Origin of the sequence: Thioalkalivibrio sp. (assembly GCF_041685615.1) — a bacterium.
Classification (GTDB): domain Bacteria; phylum Pseudomonadota; class Gammaproteobacteria; order Ectothiorhodospirales; family Ectothiorhodospiraceae; genus Thioalkalivibrio.
Genome location: NZ_JAWLFK010000021.1, coordinates 11883 through 30604, shown reverse-complemented (window position 1 = coordinate 30604; position 18722 = coordinate 11883). Strand labels below are relative to the sequence as shown.

19 protein-coding genes are annotated in these 18722 nt (G+C 67.4%); 10 read left to right on the top strand and 9 right to left on the bottom strand.

What is annotated here, in order from left to right; translation table 11 throughout:
* Positions 1-204: 204 nt before the first annotated feature.
* Positions 205-954 (bottom strand): Nif3-like dinuclear metal center hexameric protein, encoded by a 750-nt coding sequence (locus tag ACESLR_RS06105; protein WP_373024853.1) that lies wholly within the window; start codon positions 952-954, stop codon positions 205-207.
* Between the two features lie 42 nt (positions 955-996).
* On the opposite strand from ACESLR_RS06105, the gene ACESLR_RS06100 reads away from it, so the two are divergent.
* Positions 997-2118 carry a S1C family serine protease gene (locus ACESLR_RS06100; protein ID WP_373024854.1) on the top strand — a complete coding sequence of 374 codons (1122 nt, stop codon included), beginning with the start codon at positions 997-999 and terminating at the stop codon, positions 2116-2118.
* A 28-nt stretch (positions 2119-2146) separates the two neighbouring features.
* On the opposite strand, the gene ACESLR_RS06095 is transcribed toward ACESLR_RS06100, so the two are convergent.
* The 6 genes from ACESLR_RS06095 to pepN form a co-directional block, all read right to left on the bottom strand.
* Positions 2147-3055 carry a copper resistance D family protein gene (locus tag ACESLR_RS06095; RefSeq protein WP_373024855.1) on the bottom strand — a complete coding sequence of 303 codons (909 nt, stop codon included), beginning with the start codon at positions 3053-3055 and terminating at the stop codon, positions 2147-2149.
* Positions 3056-3058: 3 nt separating this feature from the next.
* Complete coding sequence (locus ACESLR_RS06090; RefSeq protein WP_373024856.1) at positions 3059-3430, bottom strand: copper resistance protein CopC; 372 nt, start codon at positions 3428-3430, stop codon at positions 3059-3061.
* A 101-nt stretch (positions 3431-3531) separates the two neighbouring features.
* Positions 3532-4932, bottom strand: a complete 1401-nt coding sequence (locus ACESLR_RS06085; RefSeq protein WP_373024857.1) for a multicopper oxidase family protein — start codon at positions 4930-4932, stop codon at positions 3532-3534.
* A complete protein-coding gene (locus tag ACESLR_RS06080; protein ID WP_373024883.1) occupies positions 4932-6413 on the bottom strand; it encodes a TolC family protein in 1482 nt (493 codons plus the stop codon). The genes ACESLR_RS06085 and ACESLR_RS06080 overlap by 1 nt, the downstream gene beginning before the upstream one ends.
* Before the next feature lie 145 nt (positions 6414-6558).
* Positions 6559-7014, bottom strand: coding sequence for a hypothetical protein (locus tag ACESLR_RS06075; RefSeq protein WP_373024884.1), 456 nt, complete (start codon positions 7012-7014; stop codon positions 6559-6561).
* A gap of 221 nt (positions 7015-7235) precedes the next feature.
* Positions 7236-9872 (bottom strand): aminopeptidase N, encoded by a 2637-nt coding sequence (pepN, locus tag ACESLR_RS06070; RefSeq protein ID WP_373024858.1) that lies wholly within the window; start codon positions 9870-9872, stop codon positions 7236-7238.
* 303 nt (positions 9873-10175) lie between these two features.
* On the opposite strand from pepN, the gene ACESLR_RS06065 reads away from it, so the two are divergent.
* Entirely contained in the window at positions 10176-10997 is an 822-nt protein-coding gene (locus tag ACESLR_RS06065) for a TatD family hydrolase (RefSeq protein ID WP_373024859.1), read from the top strand.
* The gene (locus ACESLR_RS06060; protein WP_373024860.1) at positions 10990-11760 is read left to right on the top strand and encodes an SDR family oxidoreductase; all 771 of its coding nucleotides are present in this window, start codon (positions 10990-10992) and stop codon (positions 11758-11760) included. The genes ACESLR_RS06065 and ACESLR_RS06060 overlap by 8 nt, the downstream gene beginning before the upstream one ends.
* Positions 11761-12073: 313 nt before the next feature.
* Here the strand turns inward: ACESLR_RS06060 and ACESLR_RS06055 are convergent, their stop codons facing one another.
* On the bottom strand, positions 12074-12850 hold the full coding sequence (locus ACESLR_RS06055; RefSeq protein ID WP_373066824.1) for a c-type cytochrome: 777 nt from the start codon (positions 12848-12850) through the stop codon (positions 12074-12076).
* Positions 12851-13158: 308 nt separating this feature from the next.
* Between ACESLR_RS06055 and ACESLR_RS06050 the strand changes: the two genes are divergently transcribed.
* A complete protein-coding gene (locus ACESLR_RS06050; RefSeq protein WP_373066821.1) occupies positions 13159-13704 on the top strand; it encodes a glycine cleavage system protein R in 546 nt (181 codons plus the stop codon).
* 81 nt (positions 13705-13785) lie between these two features.
* Here ACESLR_RS06050 and ACESLR_RS06045 read toward each other — a convergent pair whose 3' ends face one another.
* Complete coding sequence (locus tag ACESLR_RS06045) at positions 13786-14460, bottom strand: haloacid dehalogenase type II (protein WP_373054336.1); 675 nt, start codon at positions 14458-14460, stop codon at positions 13786-13788.
* A gap of 130 nt (positions 14461-14590) precedes the next feature.
* On the opposite strand from ACESLR_RS06045, the gene ACESLR_RS06040 reads away from it, so the two are divergent.
* From ACESLR_RS06040 to ACESLR_RS06015, 6 genes are all read left to right on the top strand, one after another.
* Positions 14591-14815 carry an addiction module protein gene (locus ACESLR_RS06040; RefSeq protein WP_373066817.1) on the top strand — a complete coding sequence of 75 codons (225 nt, stop codon included), beginning with the start codon at positions 14591-14593 and terminating at the stop codon, positions 14813-14815.
* Positions 14812-15111: a type II toxin-antitoxin system RelE/ParE family toxin gene (locus ACESLR_RS06035; protein WP_373054335.1), complete on the top strand. Its 300-nt coding sequence runs from the start codon at positions 14812-14814 to the stop codon at positions 15109-15111. Before ACESLR_RS06040 ends, ACESLR_RS06035 begins: the two co-directional genes overlap by 4 nt.
* Positions 15112-15222: 111 nt before the next feature.
* Positions 15223-15546, top strand: a complete 324-nt coding sequence (locus tag ACESLR_RS06030) for a BolA family protein (RefSeq protein ID WP_373024865.1) — start codon at positions 15223-15225, stop codon at positions 15544-15546.
* Between the two features lie 10 nt (positions 15547-15556).
* Complete coding sequence (locus ACESLR_RS06025; RefSeq protein ID WP_373024866.1) at positions 15557-16762, top strand: alkaline phosphatase family protein; 1206 nt, start codon at positions 15557-15559, stop codon at positions 16760-16762.
* A gap of 61 nt (positions 16763-16823) precedes the next feature.
* Entirely contained in the window at positions 16824-17126 is a 303-nt protein-coding gene (locus ACESLR_RS06020; protein ID WP_373024867.1) for a hypothetical protein, read from the top strand.
* A gap of 13 nt (positions 17127-17139) precedes the next feature.
* On the top strand, positions 17140-18722 hold a 1583-nt coding region (locus tag ACESLR_RS06015; RefSeq protein ID WP_373066813.1), incomplete at its 3' end, for a DEAD/DEAH box helicase.

Sequence of the window (18722 nt, the reverse complement as noted above, 5' to 3'; positions counted from 1 at the left end):
CGATAGAATTCCCGAACACGCTAATAAGGTCAAGTAGATTGCTGCCTTAAGACCGAGCCTTGCACTCGGTCACACCACACGCACAACCCTTTAACCTTCTGATTATTGGAGGCTTGCGCCGAGCACGCGCAACGCCCCGAAACCGCACAGATTGCACCACAATCTCGCAGCGAATATTGCGTGCAGGGGCTCAGCGCCCCCCGATCAGGCGGGATTGTCGATCTCGATGAACTCGTGCTCGAGACCGAAGCGCTCCGCGCACCATTGCCCGAGGGCCGGGGCCCCGTAGCGTTCGGTCGCATGATGGCCCGCGGCGAAATAGTGCACCCCCTGCTCGCGCGCCTCATGGGTGGTCTGTTCGGAGATCTCGCCGCTGATGTACGCATCCACCCCCAGAGACGCAGCCTCCGTCAGCAATGACTGCGCGCCACCGGTGCACCAGGCAATGCGCCGGATCGGGTGGTCACCGGCCTCCACGCACAGCGCCTCGCGCCCCAGCACGTTGCTGATGTGCGCCTGCATGTCCGGCGCCGACAGCACCCGCGCCGGGGTGCCGACCTGACCCACGCCATCCTCCCTCAGCACGCCGTCGATCGCGAAGCCGAGCCGCCCGGCCAGCTGGGTATTGTTGCCGAGCACCGGGTGGGCATCCAGCGGCAGGTGGTAGGCCACCAGATTGATCTCGTGCGCAAGCAGCTGACGCATGCGCGCGCGCTTCATCCCGGTGATCTCCTGTGGCTCGCCCTTCCAGAAGTAGCCGTGGTGCACCAGAAGCAGGTCGGCCCCGGCCTCCACCGCCGCCTCCACGAGCGCCAGGGAGGCGGTCACGCCACTGACGATCCGGCGGATCTCGCGCCGCCCCTCCACCTGCAAGCCGTTCGGACAGTAGTCACGGAAGCGCTCGGGTTCGAGCTCCGTATTCAGTGCCTGCATCAATTCGTCGCGATCGACCACAGCGGGATCCCCTGTTGAACAATGATTCGGTATATTCGGCCCATGGTGAATTTCTCTCGCTTCCTGCTGCAAGCCGTGCTGACCGGTATCGCCCTGGCCGTGGTCATCGCGGTGTTCTTCCCCCAGATCCTCGGCCGCGACGAGCCCGGCGCGGAGCTACAGGTCGCCGAGCCGGTGCCGACCCCGTCCGCGACCGGCGCCCCCGCCAGCTACGCCGACGGCGTCCGCCGCGCCGCGCCGGCAGTCGTCAATATCATGACATCCCGTACCATCGACCGACCCTCCGGCTTCGGCCTGCACGAGTTTTTCGGCCAGCCGTTGCCACCGGGCGAGCAGGAGCAGTCCAGTCTCGGTTCGGGAGTCATCATGACCGAACAGGGGCACATCCTCACCAACCACCACGTGATCGAGGAGGCCGATGCGATCGCCATCATGCTCCCTGGCGGCGAAGCCCACGCCGCCGAGATCATCGGCATCGACCCGGATACCGACCTCGCCGTTCTGCGTGTGCGCGCACCGGGGCTGGGCGTAGCCACGGTCGGACATTCCAGCGACCTGCAGGTGGGCGACGTCGTGCTCGCCATTGGCAACCCGTTCGGGGTCGGCCAGACGGTGACCCAGGGGATCGTTTCCGCCACCGGGCGCAACCAGCTCGGGATCAACACCTTCGAGGATTTTATCCAGACAGACGCGGCCATCAATCCAGGCAATTCCGGCGGGGCGCTGATCAATGCCCGCGGCGAGGTGGTCGGCATCAACACCGCCATCTTCTCGCGCTCCGGCGGCTCCCACGGCATCGGCTTCGCCATCCCGGTGGACCTCGCGCGCAGCGTGATGACCGAGATCATTGAACAGGGCTTCGTCGCCCGTGGCTGGCTGGGAATCGAGGTCCAGGCGATGAACCGCGAACTCGCCGAGTCCTTCGGCCTGGATACGCCACGCGGCGTCCTGGTCGCCGGCATCCTGCGCGAGGGGCCCGCGGAAGAGGCCGGCATCCGGCCGGGTGACGTCATCACCCACCTCGACAACAGCAGCGTAAACACCCCGCGCGAGGCCCTGAACGTGATCGCCCGGGCCTCGCCGGGCGAAACGCTCGACATCCGCATCCAGCGCGAGGGCGAAGACGTCGAGCTCGCCGCTACTGTCGCCCAGCGGCCGATCTGACAACGGCGCCCACCACCCTCCCCTCCGGTTACCCGTTCGCCGGCGAACTCACCGTGGTCAGCACCGCGGTCACCAGGAGGATCGCGGCGACCAGTGTCCCCTCCAGTGCAATGCTACGGCGCAGCCGCCCGGGGGCCCGTGGCTCGCCACGCTCGAAGGCCGGCACCAGACGCCACTTGTTCGTGGCCGCCAGCAGAAGGAGCAGCCCGACGATCAGAACCTTGCCGATCAGAAGCTGGCCGTAACTCGTGGTGAGCAATGGCGTGATTCCGCCCAACAGCAACGAGGCCAGGACCACGCCCGCCAGCACCAACAGTCCGACCCCGAATGCTGCAAGTTGCCCGAAACGCGCCAGGATGCGCGCGGCATCATTCTCGCCCGGAGGGGAGCCCGCCAGCCGGTACAACGGCCACAGCGAGCCGACCCAGAACGCCACGGCCAGCAGATGCAGCACCAGCAGGCCACCCAGCAGCACGCGCGGCTCGCCCACCGTATGCCCCACCTGCACGAAGGCCAGCATCGCCAGCCCCACACCGGCCAGGCTCAACCCGTAGCCCAGTCCCGGCAGGCGCCGGGCGTCCAGCAGGATCGCCTGCATCAGCAGCAACCCGGTGACCGCCAGGATCAGGCGCGTTCCCTGTGCGCCCTCGAACACCATGCCGAGCAGCGCAGGATCGACCGCGGAACCGAAGCCACCACCCCCGAGGTACCCGGCCTGCAACGGCCACTGGAGCAGTGCCAGCACGACCGCCGCCCAGGCCGCGATGGCACCGAAGCGGCTGGCCGCCCGCCGCTCCGGATCCGGCAGGTCCGGAAACGCCAGGCGGAACACGACCGCCCCGGTCGCCAGCAAGGCGCCGCCGTAGAATCCGGCCGTGACGAGGATTATTGCGACGGTCCACGGCTCCACGCCGGCAAGCGTCGACAGCCAGGCCACGACTCAGTCCTCGACCGTGAAACGGAAGCCGTCGGACATCGTGTGACCGTCGCGCGCCAGCCCACGCCAGCGCACCTCGTAGTCCCCGGCTGGCAGCGGCTCGGCTGGTTCCACGAAGTAGCGTTCGGTCGGATCGCTGCCTGGGCGGTCCGCCAGGCGGACGCGGCCGTCGGGGCCGGTGACGTCGAACTGGGTGATACGCATCGCCCCCTCGAACTCGATGCCGATCTCCTCGGGGGAGCCCTGCACCGTCGCACCGTCCTCCGGTGTACTGCCCGGCGCGCCGTCGTGCGCCGCGAGGGGCATTGCGACGGCCAGAAGCAGGGCCGCCAGGCCGGCACAGATGATGTGATGAGTCGTCTTTCGGATCTGCATGTCGTGTCCTCTTTTCGTTCCGGGGAAACTGCAAACCAGGGCCACAATGCGGCCGGGATTCCCCGGGGAACCCCGGCCCTTTCCGGCTGCAAGCGCCAGGTCTAGTGGTTGTGGCCTTCGTGGCCGCCATGGCCATTTTGACCATGCGACTCGCGGCTCGGGGTGGGCAACGCGTCGGAACCTTCTCCGGCGAGTGTACCGCGGCGGACCGGATTGCCGAATTCCGGGTTGTCACTGACCCTCCAGGCCACCTCGCCCTCCGGATGCCGATACCAGCCCGGGTCGTCGAAATCCCCCGGTTCGAGGTCGTCGCGGACCTTGACCAGGGTGAACATCCCGCCCATCCCGATGTTGCCGAACGGACCCTGCCCCATGGCCATCGCCAGGGTATTCTCCGGTCCGGACATGTGGCCGCTGTCGGTATGGTCCTGATGATCGGCCATACCGTGTTCGCCCATCGCCATGTAGTCGGGGAGAATCGAGCGGATCTCGTCCTCGATGCCGGACTGGTCGACCCCCAGCGGATTGGCGATTTCGTGCCCCATCGGATTCATGGTGTGGTGGGACATATGGCAATGGAATGCCCAGTCGCCCGGGGGGGCGACGAACTCGATATCGCGGGTTTGTCCGACGCCGACGATCTCGGTGGTCTCCTTGCGCCACTGCTCACGCGACCAGCGCCCGCCATCGGAGCCGGTGACCTCGAACGACACCCCGTGCACGTGCATCGGGTGGTTCCACATCGACAGGTTGCCCAAACGGATGCGCACGCGCTCGCCGGTCTTCGCCACCAGCGAATCGATGGCCGGAAACACCTTGGAGTTCATCGACCACAGATCGAAATCCACCATCACCGACGGGTCCGGTGTGCGGGTACCCGGATGCAGACTCCAGTTGTGCAGCATGATCGCGTAATCGCGATCCACCGGTTCAATCTCGCCATCCTTCGGATGGATGATAAACATGCCCATCATCCCCATCGCCATCTGCACCATCTCGTCGGCATGGGGGTGGTACATGTGCGTGCCGTGCTGGTTCAGCTCGAACTCGTAGACGAAGGTCTCGCCCGGATGGATCGGCGGCTGGGTCACGCCCTTCACCCCGTCCATGCCCGAGGGCAGGTGGAGCCCGTGCCAGTGCACCGAGGTGTATTCGGGCAAGCGGTTGGTCACGTAGATGCGCACGCGGTCGCCCTCCACCGCCTCGATGGTCGGACCGGGCGTGGTGCCGTTGTAGCCCCAGCACTTGGCGACCGAGCCGGGCGCGAACTCGTGCTCGATCTCCTCGGCGACCAGATGAAACTCCTTCACCCCGTCATTCATCGTGTACGGCAGTGTCCAGCCATTGGGCGTGTGCACCGGCATGTAGCCCTGGTCGGTCCGTTCGCCCGGCGTGTGGTCGCCCTGGTTGTGGTGCTCATGACCGGTTTCGGCCATCACCCGGGTCAGGGTGGTTGCCGGCAGCAGGGCGCTGGCGGCGATCAGAAAGTTACGGCGCTTCATCAGTGATGCCCTCCATGCCCGTCGTCGGAATGCTCGGGGGTGTCGTCGTCTCCGCCATCCATGTCGGAATGGCCCTCGTGGCCTTCGCCATGGTCCATGCCACCACGGGTTCCGTGGTCCATGGCCGCCGGCTCGTGCTCGAGGCCGGAGGTCTCCAGATAGCCGGCACGGCCCGGCTCACCGCCGGGCAGCTCGCCGGCGACGGAATGCGCGAGAGCGGCGCGTGCCTGCCAGTAGTCACCCAGGGCCGCGACGGCCGTCTGCCAGTCGGCCAGTTCCTCCTGCTTTCCGTCCAACAGAGCGAAGACGTCGTCGAACATGAAGTTCACGCGCTCCTGCAGCCGCTGAAGTTTCACCTCGCGGGCCGGCAGCAGGTCATCCCGCAGGACCTCGAAGCGCGCACGATGGTGGGCCAGACGCTCGAACCGCTGATGCACGTCGTCGGTGATCGCATGGACCAGCGTATCCCGCCGCGCCTCGCCGTCCGAAAGACGGGCCTCGGCGCGGGCGATGCCGGCCTGGTTCTGGTTGAAAATCGGCAGGGTGAACGAAATGCCCCCGCCCCACAGGCGGGTCCCGTCACCTTCGCGCTCGAACTCGAGCCCGGGCTCGATATCGCCCATCCAGCGATAGCGCCGCACCAGCGCAACGCCCTCGGTCAGCCCCTCCAGGGCGTGATCCATCGCACGCAGGTCCAGTCGCTGCTCCTGGGCCTGGTCCACCAGGGCCTGGCGATCCTCGACCGTATCCAGCGGCAACGGCAGCTCTTTCGGGAGCTCCCAGTCATGAACCTCGCCCGGCAGCCCCATCAGATGCGCGAGGCGCAACCGCGCCTCGCGTTCGCGCTGGCGGGCGTCCTCGAGCTTCAGACGGGCCTCGGCCGCGCGGATACGCAGCTTTGCGCGTTCCAGGTCCGGGATGTTCCCGGCGTCATAGAAGCGCTCGCCCAGACGGGCGCCCAGGTCGGCCGCGCGCGTCTGCAGACGCTGGACCTTGGTGCGCTGGCGCGCGGCCACGGCGTCATACCAGGCACGTTCGGTGTCGCTGGCCAGCGCGACCAGGCCTTCGGCGAGTTGCAGGCGGGTGGACTCCCAGTGGGACTGCGCCATCTCCTGGCGCGAGCTGCGCATCAACAGTCCGGAGATCCCCCAGGCCAGACCAACGCCGTAGTCGTTGCCGCCACCACCCTCGGGGTTCATCACGGACAACGACAGTGAGGGATTGGAAAACTGCGAGGCCTCGACCACGTCGGCCGCGGTCAGATCCAGCTTCGCGTAGGCCTGCTGCATCCGCGGGTTACGCCAGATGGCCTGGTGAATGGCCTCTTCGAGCGTCAGCTCACCGGAGGGTCGGGGCATCTCCGACTCGGGTAGGTCGATCCCCTGCACCGAGATGTCCTCGGTCAACTCGGACCGGTCCAGCTCGGGCGCGGTCACCGCACAACCGGCGAGAAACAGCACCGAGACGACAGGGAGCAGCAATCGGGTTGCTCGCATCGTGAAAATCTCCTTGATTCCGTATTCGATTCCGCGCCGCGCGCGAATGCACGGCACGGCCATGCCACCCGCGGCCCGGGATCCCCGGGGGCTGCGGGCAGGAACCGGCCAGACGGCCGGCACGTCGGGATCAGGAGAGGATCGGAGGGCGGTACAGCGCGGCCGAGGGCGGGTCGCTCTGGAAGGTATACAGGGTCATCGCCTGCACCACCGGGGTCAGCAGGTGCAGGCCGGTGATGGAGAGCATGCCCTGGCAGTGGCTGCAGGCGGAGCAGCTGGACAGGCAGGATCCGTCCACGCAGTCCGCGTGCACGACCGATGCGCTGGCCTGGGAATGGTTCGCGTGGCGTTCGTGTTCAATACCGGCGCCATGCGGCGCACCGGCGTCGCCGCCGTGATCGTCATGCGCATGATGGTCGTGGTGGTCGCCGCCCCGATGACCGGATTCACGATCATGGGCCGAGTGATTTCCATGCGCGGACCCCCCCGGTGAATGGGCCCCATGCATCGTATGCCCGGCGTGACCATCTCCCAGACCCGCAGCCGCCGCCAGCGCCGGCAGGCCGGCAATCGCCAGCACCAGCATCCCGCACAGCAGTCGGTGGAAGATCCGTTTCACGTCGGTCAGAACCTCCTCTCGTGGGGGCTTCGCGCCCCGATAGCCGGGCATCAAGTACCACGACCCACAACCCCGTAGGGGCGTTCTCGCACGCGAAACCCCGCCAAAGCCGGACGCAGGGAGGGGCTTCGCGTGCAAGCATACTCCTGTATTCAACCCCAGCGCCCGATCGGCGAAAGACTCGTCTCCTACTCCGCCAGCGCGCGCTCGATCACGTCGCGCAGGTCGCGCGAGATTTCGAGCGCGGCGAGGCGCTCGAGTTCCGTGCGCATCTGCTCGCCACGGGCGGTATCCACCTTGCGCCAGCGCGTCAGCGGCTGCGCCAGGCGCGCGGCGGTCTGCGGATTCATCGCGTCCAGCTTCTCGACGAAGGCGCCCATGCGGCGGTAGCCCTCGCCGTCATCCTGATGGAAGTGACGCTCGTTGCGCGCCATGAACGGCCCGAGCACCGCGCGCACGCGGTTCGGATTCGTCCAGCGAAAACCGGGATGTTCAAGCAGGGCGTCGAGACGCTCGAAGCCGCCGGCGACCTGGCTGCCGGCCTGCAGCCCGAAGTACTTGTCCAGCACCAGCGGGTCGTTGCGATAACGCCGCTCGAAGTCCGCCAGCAGCACCTGGCGCGCCTCGTGGTCCAGGTCGTTGACCGCGTTCAGCGCACCCATGCGCATGGTCTGGCTGTGTGCCTTCTGGTACTGCGCCAGGGCCTCCGGCACCGCCGCCTGGTCGCGCGCGGCCACGCGCAGCACCAGCAGGCGATTGCGCAACTGGCGACGGCCCATGGCCTCGGCGGTGAATGCACCGTTGTCGACGTCATCCAGCTTCGGCTGGATCTGCTGCATCGCCTCGGTCAGCGGCATGTACAGGCGTTTCTCCAGGTCGTCGCGCTCGTTGCGCAGGCGCACCGGATCCACGCGCTCGAACAGCTCGGCCAGCTCGCGGGTCGGCGGCAGTTGCAGGATGGTCGCCAGCAGCACCGGCTCGATCGCCTCGTCGCGCAACAGCGCCGCCAAGGCATGCTCGATCGCCGCCTCCAGCGCGGTGTCGGCGGCATCGTGCTCGATGCGTGACCGGATCGCACGGCGAAACAGCGTCTGCGCCGCCTCCCAGCGGGCGAAGGCGTCATCGTCATAGGCCAGCAGGTGGGCCAGCTCGTCCACGCCCTGGTTGGCGTTCAGGGTTACCGGGGCGGAGAAGCCGCGCAGCCAGGAGATCGCGGTTGGCGAGTCGGACAGCCCTTCGAAACGGAAGGTCTGCTCGCCCTCGCTGAGCTCCAGCACCCACTCGTCCTGCACCTCGTCGCCCTGCTGGTGGGCGGTGATGCGCCGCCCTTCGGCATCCAGAAAGGCGACCCGCACCGGGATCACCACAGGCTCCTTGTGCGCCTGCCCTGGAGTTGGCGGCGTCTCCTGCGCGAGCGTGATGCGCGCCTGGCCACCGGGGCCGTCAAACGACGTCGCGGCCGTCACGTGCGGGGTGCCGGCCTGGGTATACCAGCGCTTGAAGCGGGACAGGTCGTGCCCGCTGGCCTCCGCCATCACCGCGACAAAGTCGTCGGTCGTCACCGCCTGGCCGTCGAAGCGCTCGAAATAGACATCCAGCCCGCGGCGGAAGGTCTCGCGCCCGATCAGGGTGCGCAGCATGCGGATCAGCTCCGCGCCCTTTTCGTACACGGTCAGGGTGTAGAAATTGTTGATCTCGGCGTAGTGATCCGGGCGCACCGGGTGCGCCAGCGGGCCGGCATCCTCCGGAAACTGGAAGGCTCGCAGCATGGCGACGTCGTCGATGCGCTTGACACCGAACAGAGTGCAGTCGGTGGTGAACTCCTGGTCGCGAAAGACGGTGAGGCCTTCCTTCAGCGAGAGCTGGAACCAGTCGCGGCAGGTCACGCGGTTGCCCGACCAGTTGTGGAAGTATTCGTGGGCGATCACCGACTCGATGGCGACGAAGTCGTCGTCGGTGGCGGTGTCAGGGCTGGCGAGCACGTACTTGGCGTTGAACAGGTTGAGCCCCTTGTTCTCCATCGCCCCCATGTTGAAGTCGTCCACCGCGACGATCATGTACACATCCAGATCGTATTCGCGGCCGAAGGCCTCCTCGTCGTAGCGCATCGCGCGCTTCAGCGAGGCCAGCGCGTGATCGCAGCGATCGGCGTTGTGCGCCTCCACGTACAGCTCAAGCTGAACCTCGCGCCCGGACATCGTGGTGAAGGTGTCGCGCTGGCAGGCCAGATCCCCCGCGACCAGTGCAAACAGGTACGACGGCTTGAGGAACGGGTCCTTCCACACGGCGTAGTGCCGGCCACCGTCCAGCTCGCCGGCCTCCACCCGGTTACCGTTCGCCAGCAGCACCGGGTATTGCGTCCGGTCCGCCTCCAGCCGGACGCGATAGGTCGTCAGCACATCCGGACGATCGGGGAAGAACGTGATGCGGCGAAAGCCCTCCGGCTCGCACTGGGTGCAGAGATTGCCGCTGGAGGCGTACAACCCCTCCAGCGCGGTGTTCTGATCCGGGTGGCAGCGGCTGACGATCTCCAGCCGCGCGGCTTGGGGCAGGCCGTGGAGCAGCAGCCCCTCGGCCTCCTGTTCCAGCAAACCCTCGGCCGGCTTGGCGCCGTCCACCGTGAGCGAGACCAGCTCCACGCCATCGCCATACAGCCGCAGCGGCGCATCCGGCTCCGCCGCCTGTGGATTGCGGCGCACTGCCATGCGCGTCGTCACACTGGTGGTCGCCGCCGCCAGATCGAAGTCCAGTTCCAGGTTCTCCACCACAAACGCCGGCGGCTGGTAATCGCTCAGATACACCGCCTGGGGACTCGCATCGCGCATTCCAAACTCCAAATCAAAAGCTCTGAATAAGGTTTAACACGCCCACACGGCCTGAGCCCCAAACCCGGACTACAGCCCCGCCATTGCGAGGAGCACAGCGACGAAGCAATCTCCAGACGAACCCACCGGATCTCCATTGAGAGACGCTCTGCCACACCGAGGAGATTACTCTCTGCGCTCGTCCTTCAGGTCGGCCTGCGGCCGTTCAACGCGTCCGCGCCTTTGTGCCACGGTGCTGGCGGCGCCCTGCAATGACAGGCCCGGGATCTGGCACCACGCCTCCAATCCGTTAGCATACCGCGCATGGAATGGATCGATATCTGCTTCAACCTCACCCACGAATCCTTCAACAAGGAACGCGACGAGGTCCTCGAACGCGCCCGCGAGGCCGGTGTGTCCTGGATGCTGATCACCGGCGCCGACGCCCACCAGAGCGAAAAGTGCCTGGAGATCGCCGACCAGTACCCGGAATGCTGCCGCGCCACCCTGGGCGTGCATCCACACCTGGCAAAACAGTGGACCGACGCGATCGCCGCCCGGTTCAGTGACCTCGCCGGCGCGGACGAAAACGTGGTCGCCATGGGCGAAATGGGCCTGGACTACAACCGCGACCACTCGCCGCGCCCGCAGCAGCGCATCGCCTTCGAGGCCCAGCTGGAGCTGTCCGCCGATCTCGGCCTGCCGGTGTTCCTGCACGAACGCGACGCCCACCACGACTTCGCCCGGATCCTGGGCCGCTGGCGCGACAAGCTGCCGGCCGCCGTGGTGCACTGCTTCACCGGCGAGGCCGACGCCCTGGCCGAATACCTCGACCTCGACTGCCACATCGGCATCACCGGCTGGGTCTGCGACGAACGTCGCGGCACCCACCTGCACCCGCTGGTCCCGACCATCCCGCGCGGCCGCCTGATGATCGAGACCGACGCCCCCTACCTCCTGCCGCGCAGCCTGCCCAAGGGCAGCGGCAAGAAGATCGGCAACGGCCGCCGCAACGAACCCGCCTTCCTCCCCCACATCGGCGAATACGTGGCCCAGCTGCGCGACGAGACCCCGGAAGACCTCGCCGCCCACACCACCGCCACCGCCCGCGCCTTTTACAAGCTCCCGGAAACCGCCGGTGTCTGAAAGACCGGACAACGACCCGGCTCAACGGGTCGCGCTGGTCACCGGTGCGGCGCACGGGATCGGCCTCGGCATCGCCGAGCGCCTGGTGCAGGATGGCTGGCAGGTGGTGCTGGCCGACCTCGACGGCCCCGCATGCGAACAGGCCACCGCGCGCCTCGGCCCCGCGACCCGGGCGATGACGCTGGATGTCCGCGAAGAGGCGCGCGTGCGCGAGATTATCCAACGCACGGAGGAATGGCACGGCGGCCTCGATGCCCTGGTCAACAACGCCGGCATCAGCGACCCCCACTCCGGCCCACTGGAAGAACTGGAGCTCGTCGACTGGCAGCGCTGGCTGGACACCAACCTGACCGGTGCCTTCCTGCTCGCCAAGCACGCCCTGCCCCTGCTGCGTCGCCGCCATGGGGCCATCGTGAACATCAGCTCCACCCGTGCCCTGCAGTCGGAACCGGATACCGAGGCCTATGCCGCCAGCAAGGGCGGACTGGACGCCTTTACCCACGCCCTGGCCATCAGCGCCGGACCCGACGTCCGCGTCAACGCCATCCGACCCGGCTGGATCGACACCCGCAACCCCGACCAGCAAAAGGCCGGGCCGCTATCCGCCCACGACCACGCCCAGCACCCGGCCGGGCGCGTCGGCCAGCCCGCCGACATCGCCGCCCTGACCGCCTTCCTGCTCGGACCGGACGCCGGCTTCGTCACCGGCCAGACCTGGACCGCCGACGGCGGCATGACCCGCCGGATGATCTATACCGACTGACCCCCGCCCGGGAGCAGCAAAACCGGTCCAAAGGCGGAGGAAACGAAAGCGCCCCGGGACAACCAGCGTTCCGGGGCGTTGATGGCTTCCCGGCGGATCGGCCGGGAGATGATCGCGTCAGTCGAAGGTGCGCGAGCGGAGGATCTCCGGACGCAGGAAGCCCTTCTCGCCGGTATTGTCGTGATCCCCGAGCAGGTGACCATCGTGTTCAGCACGCTCCCGTAGACCGTGTGGCCGTGGGAGTTGGCGTGCTTTTCGCGGGTCTCGTGGACATCGCCGGTGTAGCGTGGGTCCTGCGGACGTTCATGGCTGTTTATGTAGAACGCCACGTCCCAGGCCTCCTGGTCGCTGAGCGAGTTTGGCTGTCCAAGAGGCATCTTGTGCTTGATGAAGGCCGCCGCGGTGCTGATCCGCGACATCCGTGAACCGCAAGACACAAGGAGCCGTTGCCCCACAACGGCGGGAACACCACCTGGCCGTCCTGCTTCAGCCCCTGACCGCCCTCGGTGCGGCAGATCGCACAGTTCTGGGCATAGACCTCCTTGCCACGTTCACTTGCCACGTTCAAAGGAAGGCTCCTGTTCCGGCTCGTCCACCGATCCATAGCCGCGGCCGTAGATCTCTTCATCCGGGTACATCGGCACGCCCTAGCCATCCATTGCAGGTACGCCGTGATCGCCAGCATGGTGTCGCTGCTGCCGTACTCCGGCGGCTGGCCATTCATCGAGTAGGTGAAACAACCCACCACGCGTTCGTCGAGGCTGTTTACCTGGCGGTTCTTGCCGCGGTAGTCCGGCAGCGCGATGGCGGCCGGCCAGAGGGCGGCGCTGAACGGCTGGCGCCCGGCGTCCATGTGGCAGCGGGCGCAGTTCATGTCGTTGAACCCATGCTGCCCGCGCAGTTGCGGGGTATCGACAAGGAGGTCGTGCCCGCGCCGAATCACGTCCTGCAGCTCCGGATGCAGACGGGACTCCTCCAGATCCGTCAGGGTCGGCGGGATGTGGACAAACTGGTGCTCTTCCGGCTCGGCGTAGCCCGGGGCGAACAGGGGCTTGTACTCGTCCCAGGCGGCGGCCGCCGCACCCGCCATCAGAACAGCTGCCCCGGCACCCAGGGTGAGCTTGCGAATGGGTATGTCCGTACTTCATCGAATGCGGCCCCTCCGGGCCTTTCCGACAACCTTCAGTCACAATCAAAGAATAGGTGACCCCGGGCCATCAAACTGGCTGGACGCCACAGAATCGTTATTTTGTGGATATCGAGCCACTCGAGACGACCCGTCCCCCGCCAACGTTCGCGAAAGGTACCGGGGCCGGTTTCGTCGCCGGGGCGTACCCCTCGGCCGGACTCATGCCGTAGGATGATTCTCTGACTGGATCTGGAATGGGGAGTACTCGCATGAAGACTTCGGTGATTCTGACGGTGATCGGGCCGGACCGGCCGGGGCTGGTGAGCGCGGTGGCGGCCAAGGCCCGGGCGGCGGGCGGTAACTGGCAGGAAAGCCGCATGACGCAGCTGGCCGGACAGTTTGCCGGGGTGGTGCTGCTGGAGGCCGAAGCGGATGTTGCCGACAAGCTGGAATCGGCACTGCGCGAACTGGAAAGAGATGGACTTCAGGTTCAGATTCAACGCGGGAGCCATCTCTCGGCATCACCCCGGCACCACGTGATGCTTGATCTGGTCGGACACGACCGGCCAGGGATCGTGCAGGACATCACCGCGGTCCTCGCGCGCCACGGCGTTGGCGTGGAAACCCTGGACACGGCGTGCGAGCCAGCCTCGATGACCGGCGAACCGATGTTCCACGCGCAGGCCCGACTCGGCGTCCCCGATGGCGTGGATCTGGATACGCTGCAGGACGATCTCGAGGCGCTCGCCAACGAGTTGATGGTCGACCTCGAACTCCACGACCCGCAGCACGAGTCCCCTGAGACCGCTGCCTGATCCGACAACAGACCACCCGGGCCGCCCAAACAGCTTCACAACCTGTCGGGCGGCGAGCCAGCCGCTATCCCCATACCGCCTCTACCCGCGTTCCAACATGCCTGCCAGCTCGCCCATCCCCTGGATCGTACCCGAAGGTTCGTAGCCCCAGGGATCGAACAGGCCCCGCCCCGCCCGGTCGAACCAGGCGGTGCGCATACCCACGGCCTGAGCCCCGATCACGTCGAACGGGTTGCCCGAGATCAGCCAGGCATCCACCGGCAAGACATTCGCCCGCTGCAGGAAATGTCGATAGACCCGTGGATCGGGCTTGAAGCAGCCGATTTCGTCCACGCTGACGACATCCTCGAAGCGATCCTCCAGCCCGGCGTGGCGCAGCAGCCCGCTGACCGTTTCTTTCGTCCCGTTGGAGAACGCGAACAGGCGGTGTCCGTCCGCGCGCAACCCATCCAGGGCCGGGGGCACATCGGGGAAGGCCGGGAGCTGACGATAGCGCCGCAACAGCTCTGCCTCTTGCTCTGGTTCGAGCGCAACACCCAGCGCCTCGCAGCAGTACCGCAACGCCTGCTCGGTACAGGTATCGAAGTCCGCATACGCTCCCATAAGCCCGCGCCGGAACGTGTATTCGAGCTGCTTCTCGCGCCAGGCGCGCGCCACCACAGGTGCCCGCTCGCCGATCCACCCCTCGAGCGTCGCCGCAATCCCCTGCGTATCGATCAGCGTCCCATAGATATCGAACGCCAGTGTCTGTCGCATCATCACCTCCCGGCAGCGGGAACCACCTGCTTCATGCCGGCCACAATGGCGCCCTCTCGCACTACCATGCCAGTATGAGCAGACACCTTGCTCCGGCCATCGCCCACAGCGATGTCACGAGGATGATGACATGAAGATCAAAGACCTCATCGACGAAGCCGAGTCCCTGCCCGTGGAGGAACGCGCCCTGGTAGTCGACTCTCTCCTCCGAAGCCTGAACCCGCCCGATGCGGGCGTAGACCGAAAATGGGCGGAAGTCTCCCGAAAACGCCTGGAAGAGATCCGGTCGGGCACGGTCGCGGCCATTCCGGGCGAACAGGTCTTCGAGAAGATATGGCACCGGTTTGAACGATGAGTTTTCGCTTTCATCCGGAAGCGGAGCAAGAACTCACGGAGGCCATCCAGTACTACGAAAAAATCGAGCCCGGACTCGGGAACGATTTTGCGGTTGAAGTGTTTGCAGCAGTGCAACGCGCCCTCGCTTATCCGCGCGCATGGACGGTTCTCGAGGGCGAAGTACGGCGCTCGTTCGTGAAGCGATTTCCGTACGGAGTCCTTTATACAGAAGACGAGGACGCTGTTCTGATTCTCGCCATCATGCACCTGCATCGTGACCCGGACTATTGGAAAGCTCGCGCACCGGGCGCGTAATCCCGGCCTTCCGGGCACGGCAGCCATGCGACCCACAGAGGATATGGACATGCGGTGCCGACACGGCAGACTGGACACGTTGCCCCACCATTCGAAGCACTGGAGTCGTCGATGACCATGCAGGAGACCATTACCCGGAAGCTGGAGGAACGCTTTGCGCCCGAGCATCTGGAGGTGGTGAACGAGAGCCACATGCACAACGTGCCGCCGGGTTCGGAGTCACACTTCAAGGTGACGGTGGTGTCCGAGGCCTTTCGCGATCAGAAGCTGATCGCACGGCACCGGCTGGTGAACCAAGCCCTGGCCGACGAGCTGGCCGGGGGCATCCACGCCCTGGCGCTTCACACACTGGACCCGGATCAGTGGTTCGAGCGCGCCGGCCAGGTCGCGGACTCCCCGCCCTGCATGGGCGGCGATGGCGGCGCGAAGGGCTGAACACTTGCCGATGACGCCCCACTCCGCGGCCGACTCGGCCGTGGATACCATCCTGCGCGCCCGTCTGGAAGCGCCCGGGCTGATGGATTTGCTCGGCCAGATCGAGGCCAGCCTGAACCCGGCGGCCGCACACCCGCCGCTGCCGGGTGTCTCCGAGCATCTGGGGCCGGACCGTCACATTGTGCTGTGGCTGATCGACGGATTTGCCACGCGTTATCGCCGCCACACACCGCTGCTGGGCGCGGATTACGTGACGGATCTCGAGACCGTGTTCCCCAGTACCACGGCCACCGCGATCAGCAGCATCCTGACCGGCCGCGCGCCCGCGCAGCACGGCCTGCTCGGCTGGCACACGCGCCTGTCCGCCGCCGAGCGCACGCTGACCGTGCTGATGGGTCAGGAGCGCGACCGCGAGGACCGCGTCAGCACGCTCGGCTACCGCGAGCTGACCAGCCGCGTGCAGCCCGATCGCCTGAGCGACCGGATCGACTGCGGCATGACCTGCATCGGGCCGGAGTGGATCGGCGGCACGCCGTACAACCGCATGATGAATGGCGGCGCGAACTTCATCGGCTTCGAGGACCTGTCCGAGTTGCCGGCACGGGTGGCCGCGCACGTGAACGCGACGCCGGGCCCGCACTTCACCTACGTGTACTGGTCGGAGCTGGATCACCTCGGCCACGAGTACGGCCCGGAGAGCCCGGAGGTGGAGCGCCACCTGAAGCAGCTGGACCTGGCCTACACCGCGACCTGCGCGCAGATCCAGCGCCCGGAGAGTGTGTTCCTGACCACCGCCGACCACGGCATGCGCAGCATGCAGCGCCGGCTGGACCTGCGCGAGCATCCGGCGGTGCAGGCCTGCCTGCGCCACCGCCTGACCGGCGAACCACGCGCGGCCCTTGCCCACGTGCGCGAGGGCCGCGACGTGGAATTCCTCGCCGCCCTGCACGCGGCCTTCGGCGACGACGTAACGGTGGTGCCCGCCGCCGCCTGGCTGGAACCCGGCGCGCAGGGCCGAACCCTGGGCCACGGCCCGGAACACCCCGAACTGCGCGCGCGGGCCGGCGACTACCTGCTACTGCCCGCAGAGGACGCCTACCTGGTGGACCCGCCGACCGACGACGAGGGGCCATTCTTTGTTGGCGCCCACGGCGGTCTGTCCCCGGAGGAGCGCCATATTCCCCTGTTTCTTCGGAATATCGGCCAGACGCGGTAAACTGCGGGGTTTGCCCGCGGTCGAAAAATCGCGGCTTGCCGTAAACCGATTTCGAGATCCCATGAACGACACCGCCGACCAGACCTACAACAATGCTGCCCAGAACCTGATCGAGCTGGCGAACCGGCTCGCCGATGACGGCCAGGCCGACGAGACCGGCGACGTCGCCGACGGCCTGCTGGCCGGTGCCGTGCATTTCTGGCTGTACAGCCGCCAGCCCTGCGGCGATCCGTTGTGCCGGGACTGCGCCCCGTTCGCGGATGCCGAGAGCCGCCTGGCCATGCTGCACGAGCTGATCGACGAGCTGGCGCGCGACAGCGACTACTTCCACGCCACCACCGACACCACCGTCGGCCACGCCTGACCCTGCCGGGGCCATGGTCACGCCCTTTCGCCCCGCGACCGACACCTGGTTTGGCGAGGCCTTCGGGCAGGCGACCACCATCCAGTCGCGCGGCTGGCCCGCGATCCGGGCCGGCCACCACTGCCTGCTGATCGCCCCCACCGGCAGCGGCAAGACACTCGCCGCGTTCCTGAGCGCGATCGACCGCCTGACCGGCGAACCCGCGCCCGCCGCCCGCCGCGGCTACTCGGTGCTGTACATCTCGCCACTGAAGGCACTGGCCACCGACATCGAGCGCAACCTGCGCGCCCCGCTGACCGGCATCACCCGGACCGCCGCGCGCCTGGGCGAGGCGGCCCGCGAACCGGTGGTGCACATCCGCACCGGCGACACCCCGCAGGCCGAGCGCCGCGCCCAGGCACGCGAGCCCGGCGACATCCTGGTGACCACCCCGGAGTCGCTGTACCTGCTGCTAGGCGCGAAGGCCGCCGAGAACCTCGAGTCGGTCCACACGGTCATCGTCGACGAGGTACATGCGCTGGCCGGCAACAAGCGCGGCGCGCACCTGGCCCTGTCGCTGGAACGCCTGGCCGAGCGCTGCGGCCAGGACCCGCAGCGCATCGGGCTTTCCGCGACCGTGCACCCGGTGGAGGTCGCGCGCGGCTTCCTCGGGGGCGACCGCGAGGTGGAGGTGATCGACGCTGCCGAGCCGCCCCGCCTCGATCTGGAAATCCTCGCCCCCGAGGAACCGCCCGCCGAGCACGCAGCACCAACCGTCGATGGCCCGGAGGCGACAAATCCGATCCCTTCCGGCTCCATCCTCGGCGCGGTGTATGGCCAGGGCACCGGACAGCTCCCCACCGGTGGCGGCGACCGCGCCGCACGCCTGGAGCCGCGCCTGCTGGCCGCGATACTGGAGCACCGCTCCACCATCGTGTTCGTCAACAGCCGCGGGCTGTGCGAGCGCCTGGTCCAGCGCATCAACGAGGCTTGGCGCGAACAGCAGCCGGAGGACGCCGAGGTGGTAGAGGACCTGGTCGCCGCCCACCACGGCAGCGTCTCCCACGAGCGCCGCGCCGAGATCGAGGGCCGGCTGAAGACCGGACGCCTGCGCGGCATCGTCGCGACCAGCTCGCTGGAGCTGGGCATCGACATGGGCGCAGTGGACCTGGTGATCATGGTCGAATCCCCCGGCGCGGTCGCCCGCGGGCTGCAACGTGCCGGGCGCGCCGGGCACGGGGTCGGCCAGGTCTCGCGCTCGCTGCTGCTGCCGCGCTTTCGCGGCGACCTGCTGGAATGCGCGGTGATCGGCGAGCGCATGCAGGCCGGCGCGCTGGAACCGCTCCATGCCCCGCACAACCCGCTGGACGTGCTCGCCCAGCAGCTCGTCGCGATGGTCTGCGAACGCCCGCGCACGGTGGACGAGCTGAACGCGCTGGTCCGCCGCGCCGCGCCCTGGCGCGAGCTGTCACGCCCGCTGCTCGAGGCCACGCTGGACATGCTCTCCGGCCATTACCCCAGCACCGACTTCGCCGACCTGCGCCCCTGGCTCGCCTGGGACCGCGCCCGCGACGAGCTGACCCCGCGCCGGGGTGCCGCGCTGGCCGCGCGCCTGAA

What these genes read in the sequence shown, in the direction of transcription:
- ACESLR_RS06100 (WP_373024854.1), top strand. Translation starts at nt 997, where the DNA reads ATGGTGAATTTCTCTCGCTTCCTGCTGCAAGCCGTGCTGACCGGTATC.
- ACESLR_RS06090 (WP_373024856.1), bottom strand. Translation starts at nt 3,430, where the DNA reads ATGCAGATCCGAAAGACGACTCATCACATCATCTGTGCCGGCCTGGCG.
- ACESLR_RS06085 (WP_373024857.1), bottom strand. Translation starts at nt 4,932, where the DNA reads ATGAAGCGCCGTAACTTTCTGATCGCCGCCAGCGCCCTGCTGCCGGCA.
- ACESLR_RS06075 (WP_373024884.1), bottom strand. Translation starts at nt 7,014, where the DNA reads ATGCTGGTGCTGGCGATTGCCGGCCTGCCGGCGCTGGCGGCGGCTGCG.
- pepN (WP_373024858.1), bottom strand. Translation starts at nt 9,872, where the DNA reads ATGCGCGATGCGAGTCCCCAGGCGGTGTATCTGAGCGATTACCAGCCG.
- ACESLR_RS06065 (WP_373024859.1), top strand. Translation starts at nt 10,176, where the DNA reads ATGGAATGGATCGATATCTGCTTCAACCTCACCCACGAATCCTTCAAC.
- ACESLR_RS06055 (WP_373066824.1), bottom strand. Translation starts at nt 12,850, where the DNA reads ATGGCGGGTGCGGCGGCCGCCGCCTGGGACGAGTACAAGCCCCTGTTC.
- ACESLR_RS06050 (WP_373066821.1), top strand. Translation starts at nt 13,159, where the DNA reads ATGAAGACTTCGGTGATTCTGACGGTGATCGGGCCGGACCGGCCGGGG.
- ACESLR_RS06045 (WP_373054336.1), bottom strand. Translation starts at nt 14,460, where the DNA reads ATGCGACAGACACTGGCGTTCGATATCTATGGGACGCTGATCGATACG.
- ACESLR_RS06040 (WP_373066817.1), top strand. Translation starts at nt 14,591, where the DNA reads ATGAAGATCAAAGACCTCATCGACGAAGCCGAGTCCCTGCCCGTGGAG.
- ACESLR_RS06035 (WP_373054335.1), top strand. Translation starts at nt 14,812, where the DNA reads ATGAGTTTTCGCTTTCATCCGGAAGCGGAGCAAGAACTCACGGAGGCC.
- ACESLR_RS06030 (WP_373024865.1), top strand. Translation starts at nt 15,223, where the DNA reads ATGACCATGCAGGAGACCATTACCCGGAAGCTGGAGGAACGCTTTGCG.
- ACESLR_RS06025 (WP_373024866.1), top strand. Translation starts at nt 15,557, where the DNA reads ATGACGCCCCACTCCGCGGCCGACTCGGCCGTGGATACCATCCTGCGC.
- ACESLR_RS06020 (WP_373024867.1), top strand. Translation starts at nt 16,824, where the DNA reads ATGAACGACACCGCCGACCAGACCTACAACAATGCTGCCCAGAACCTG.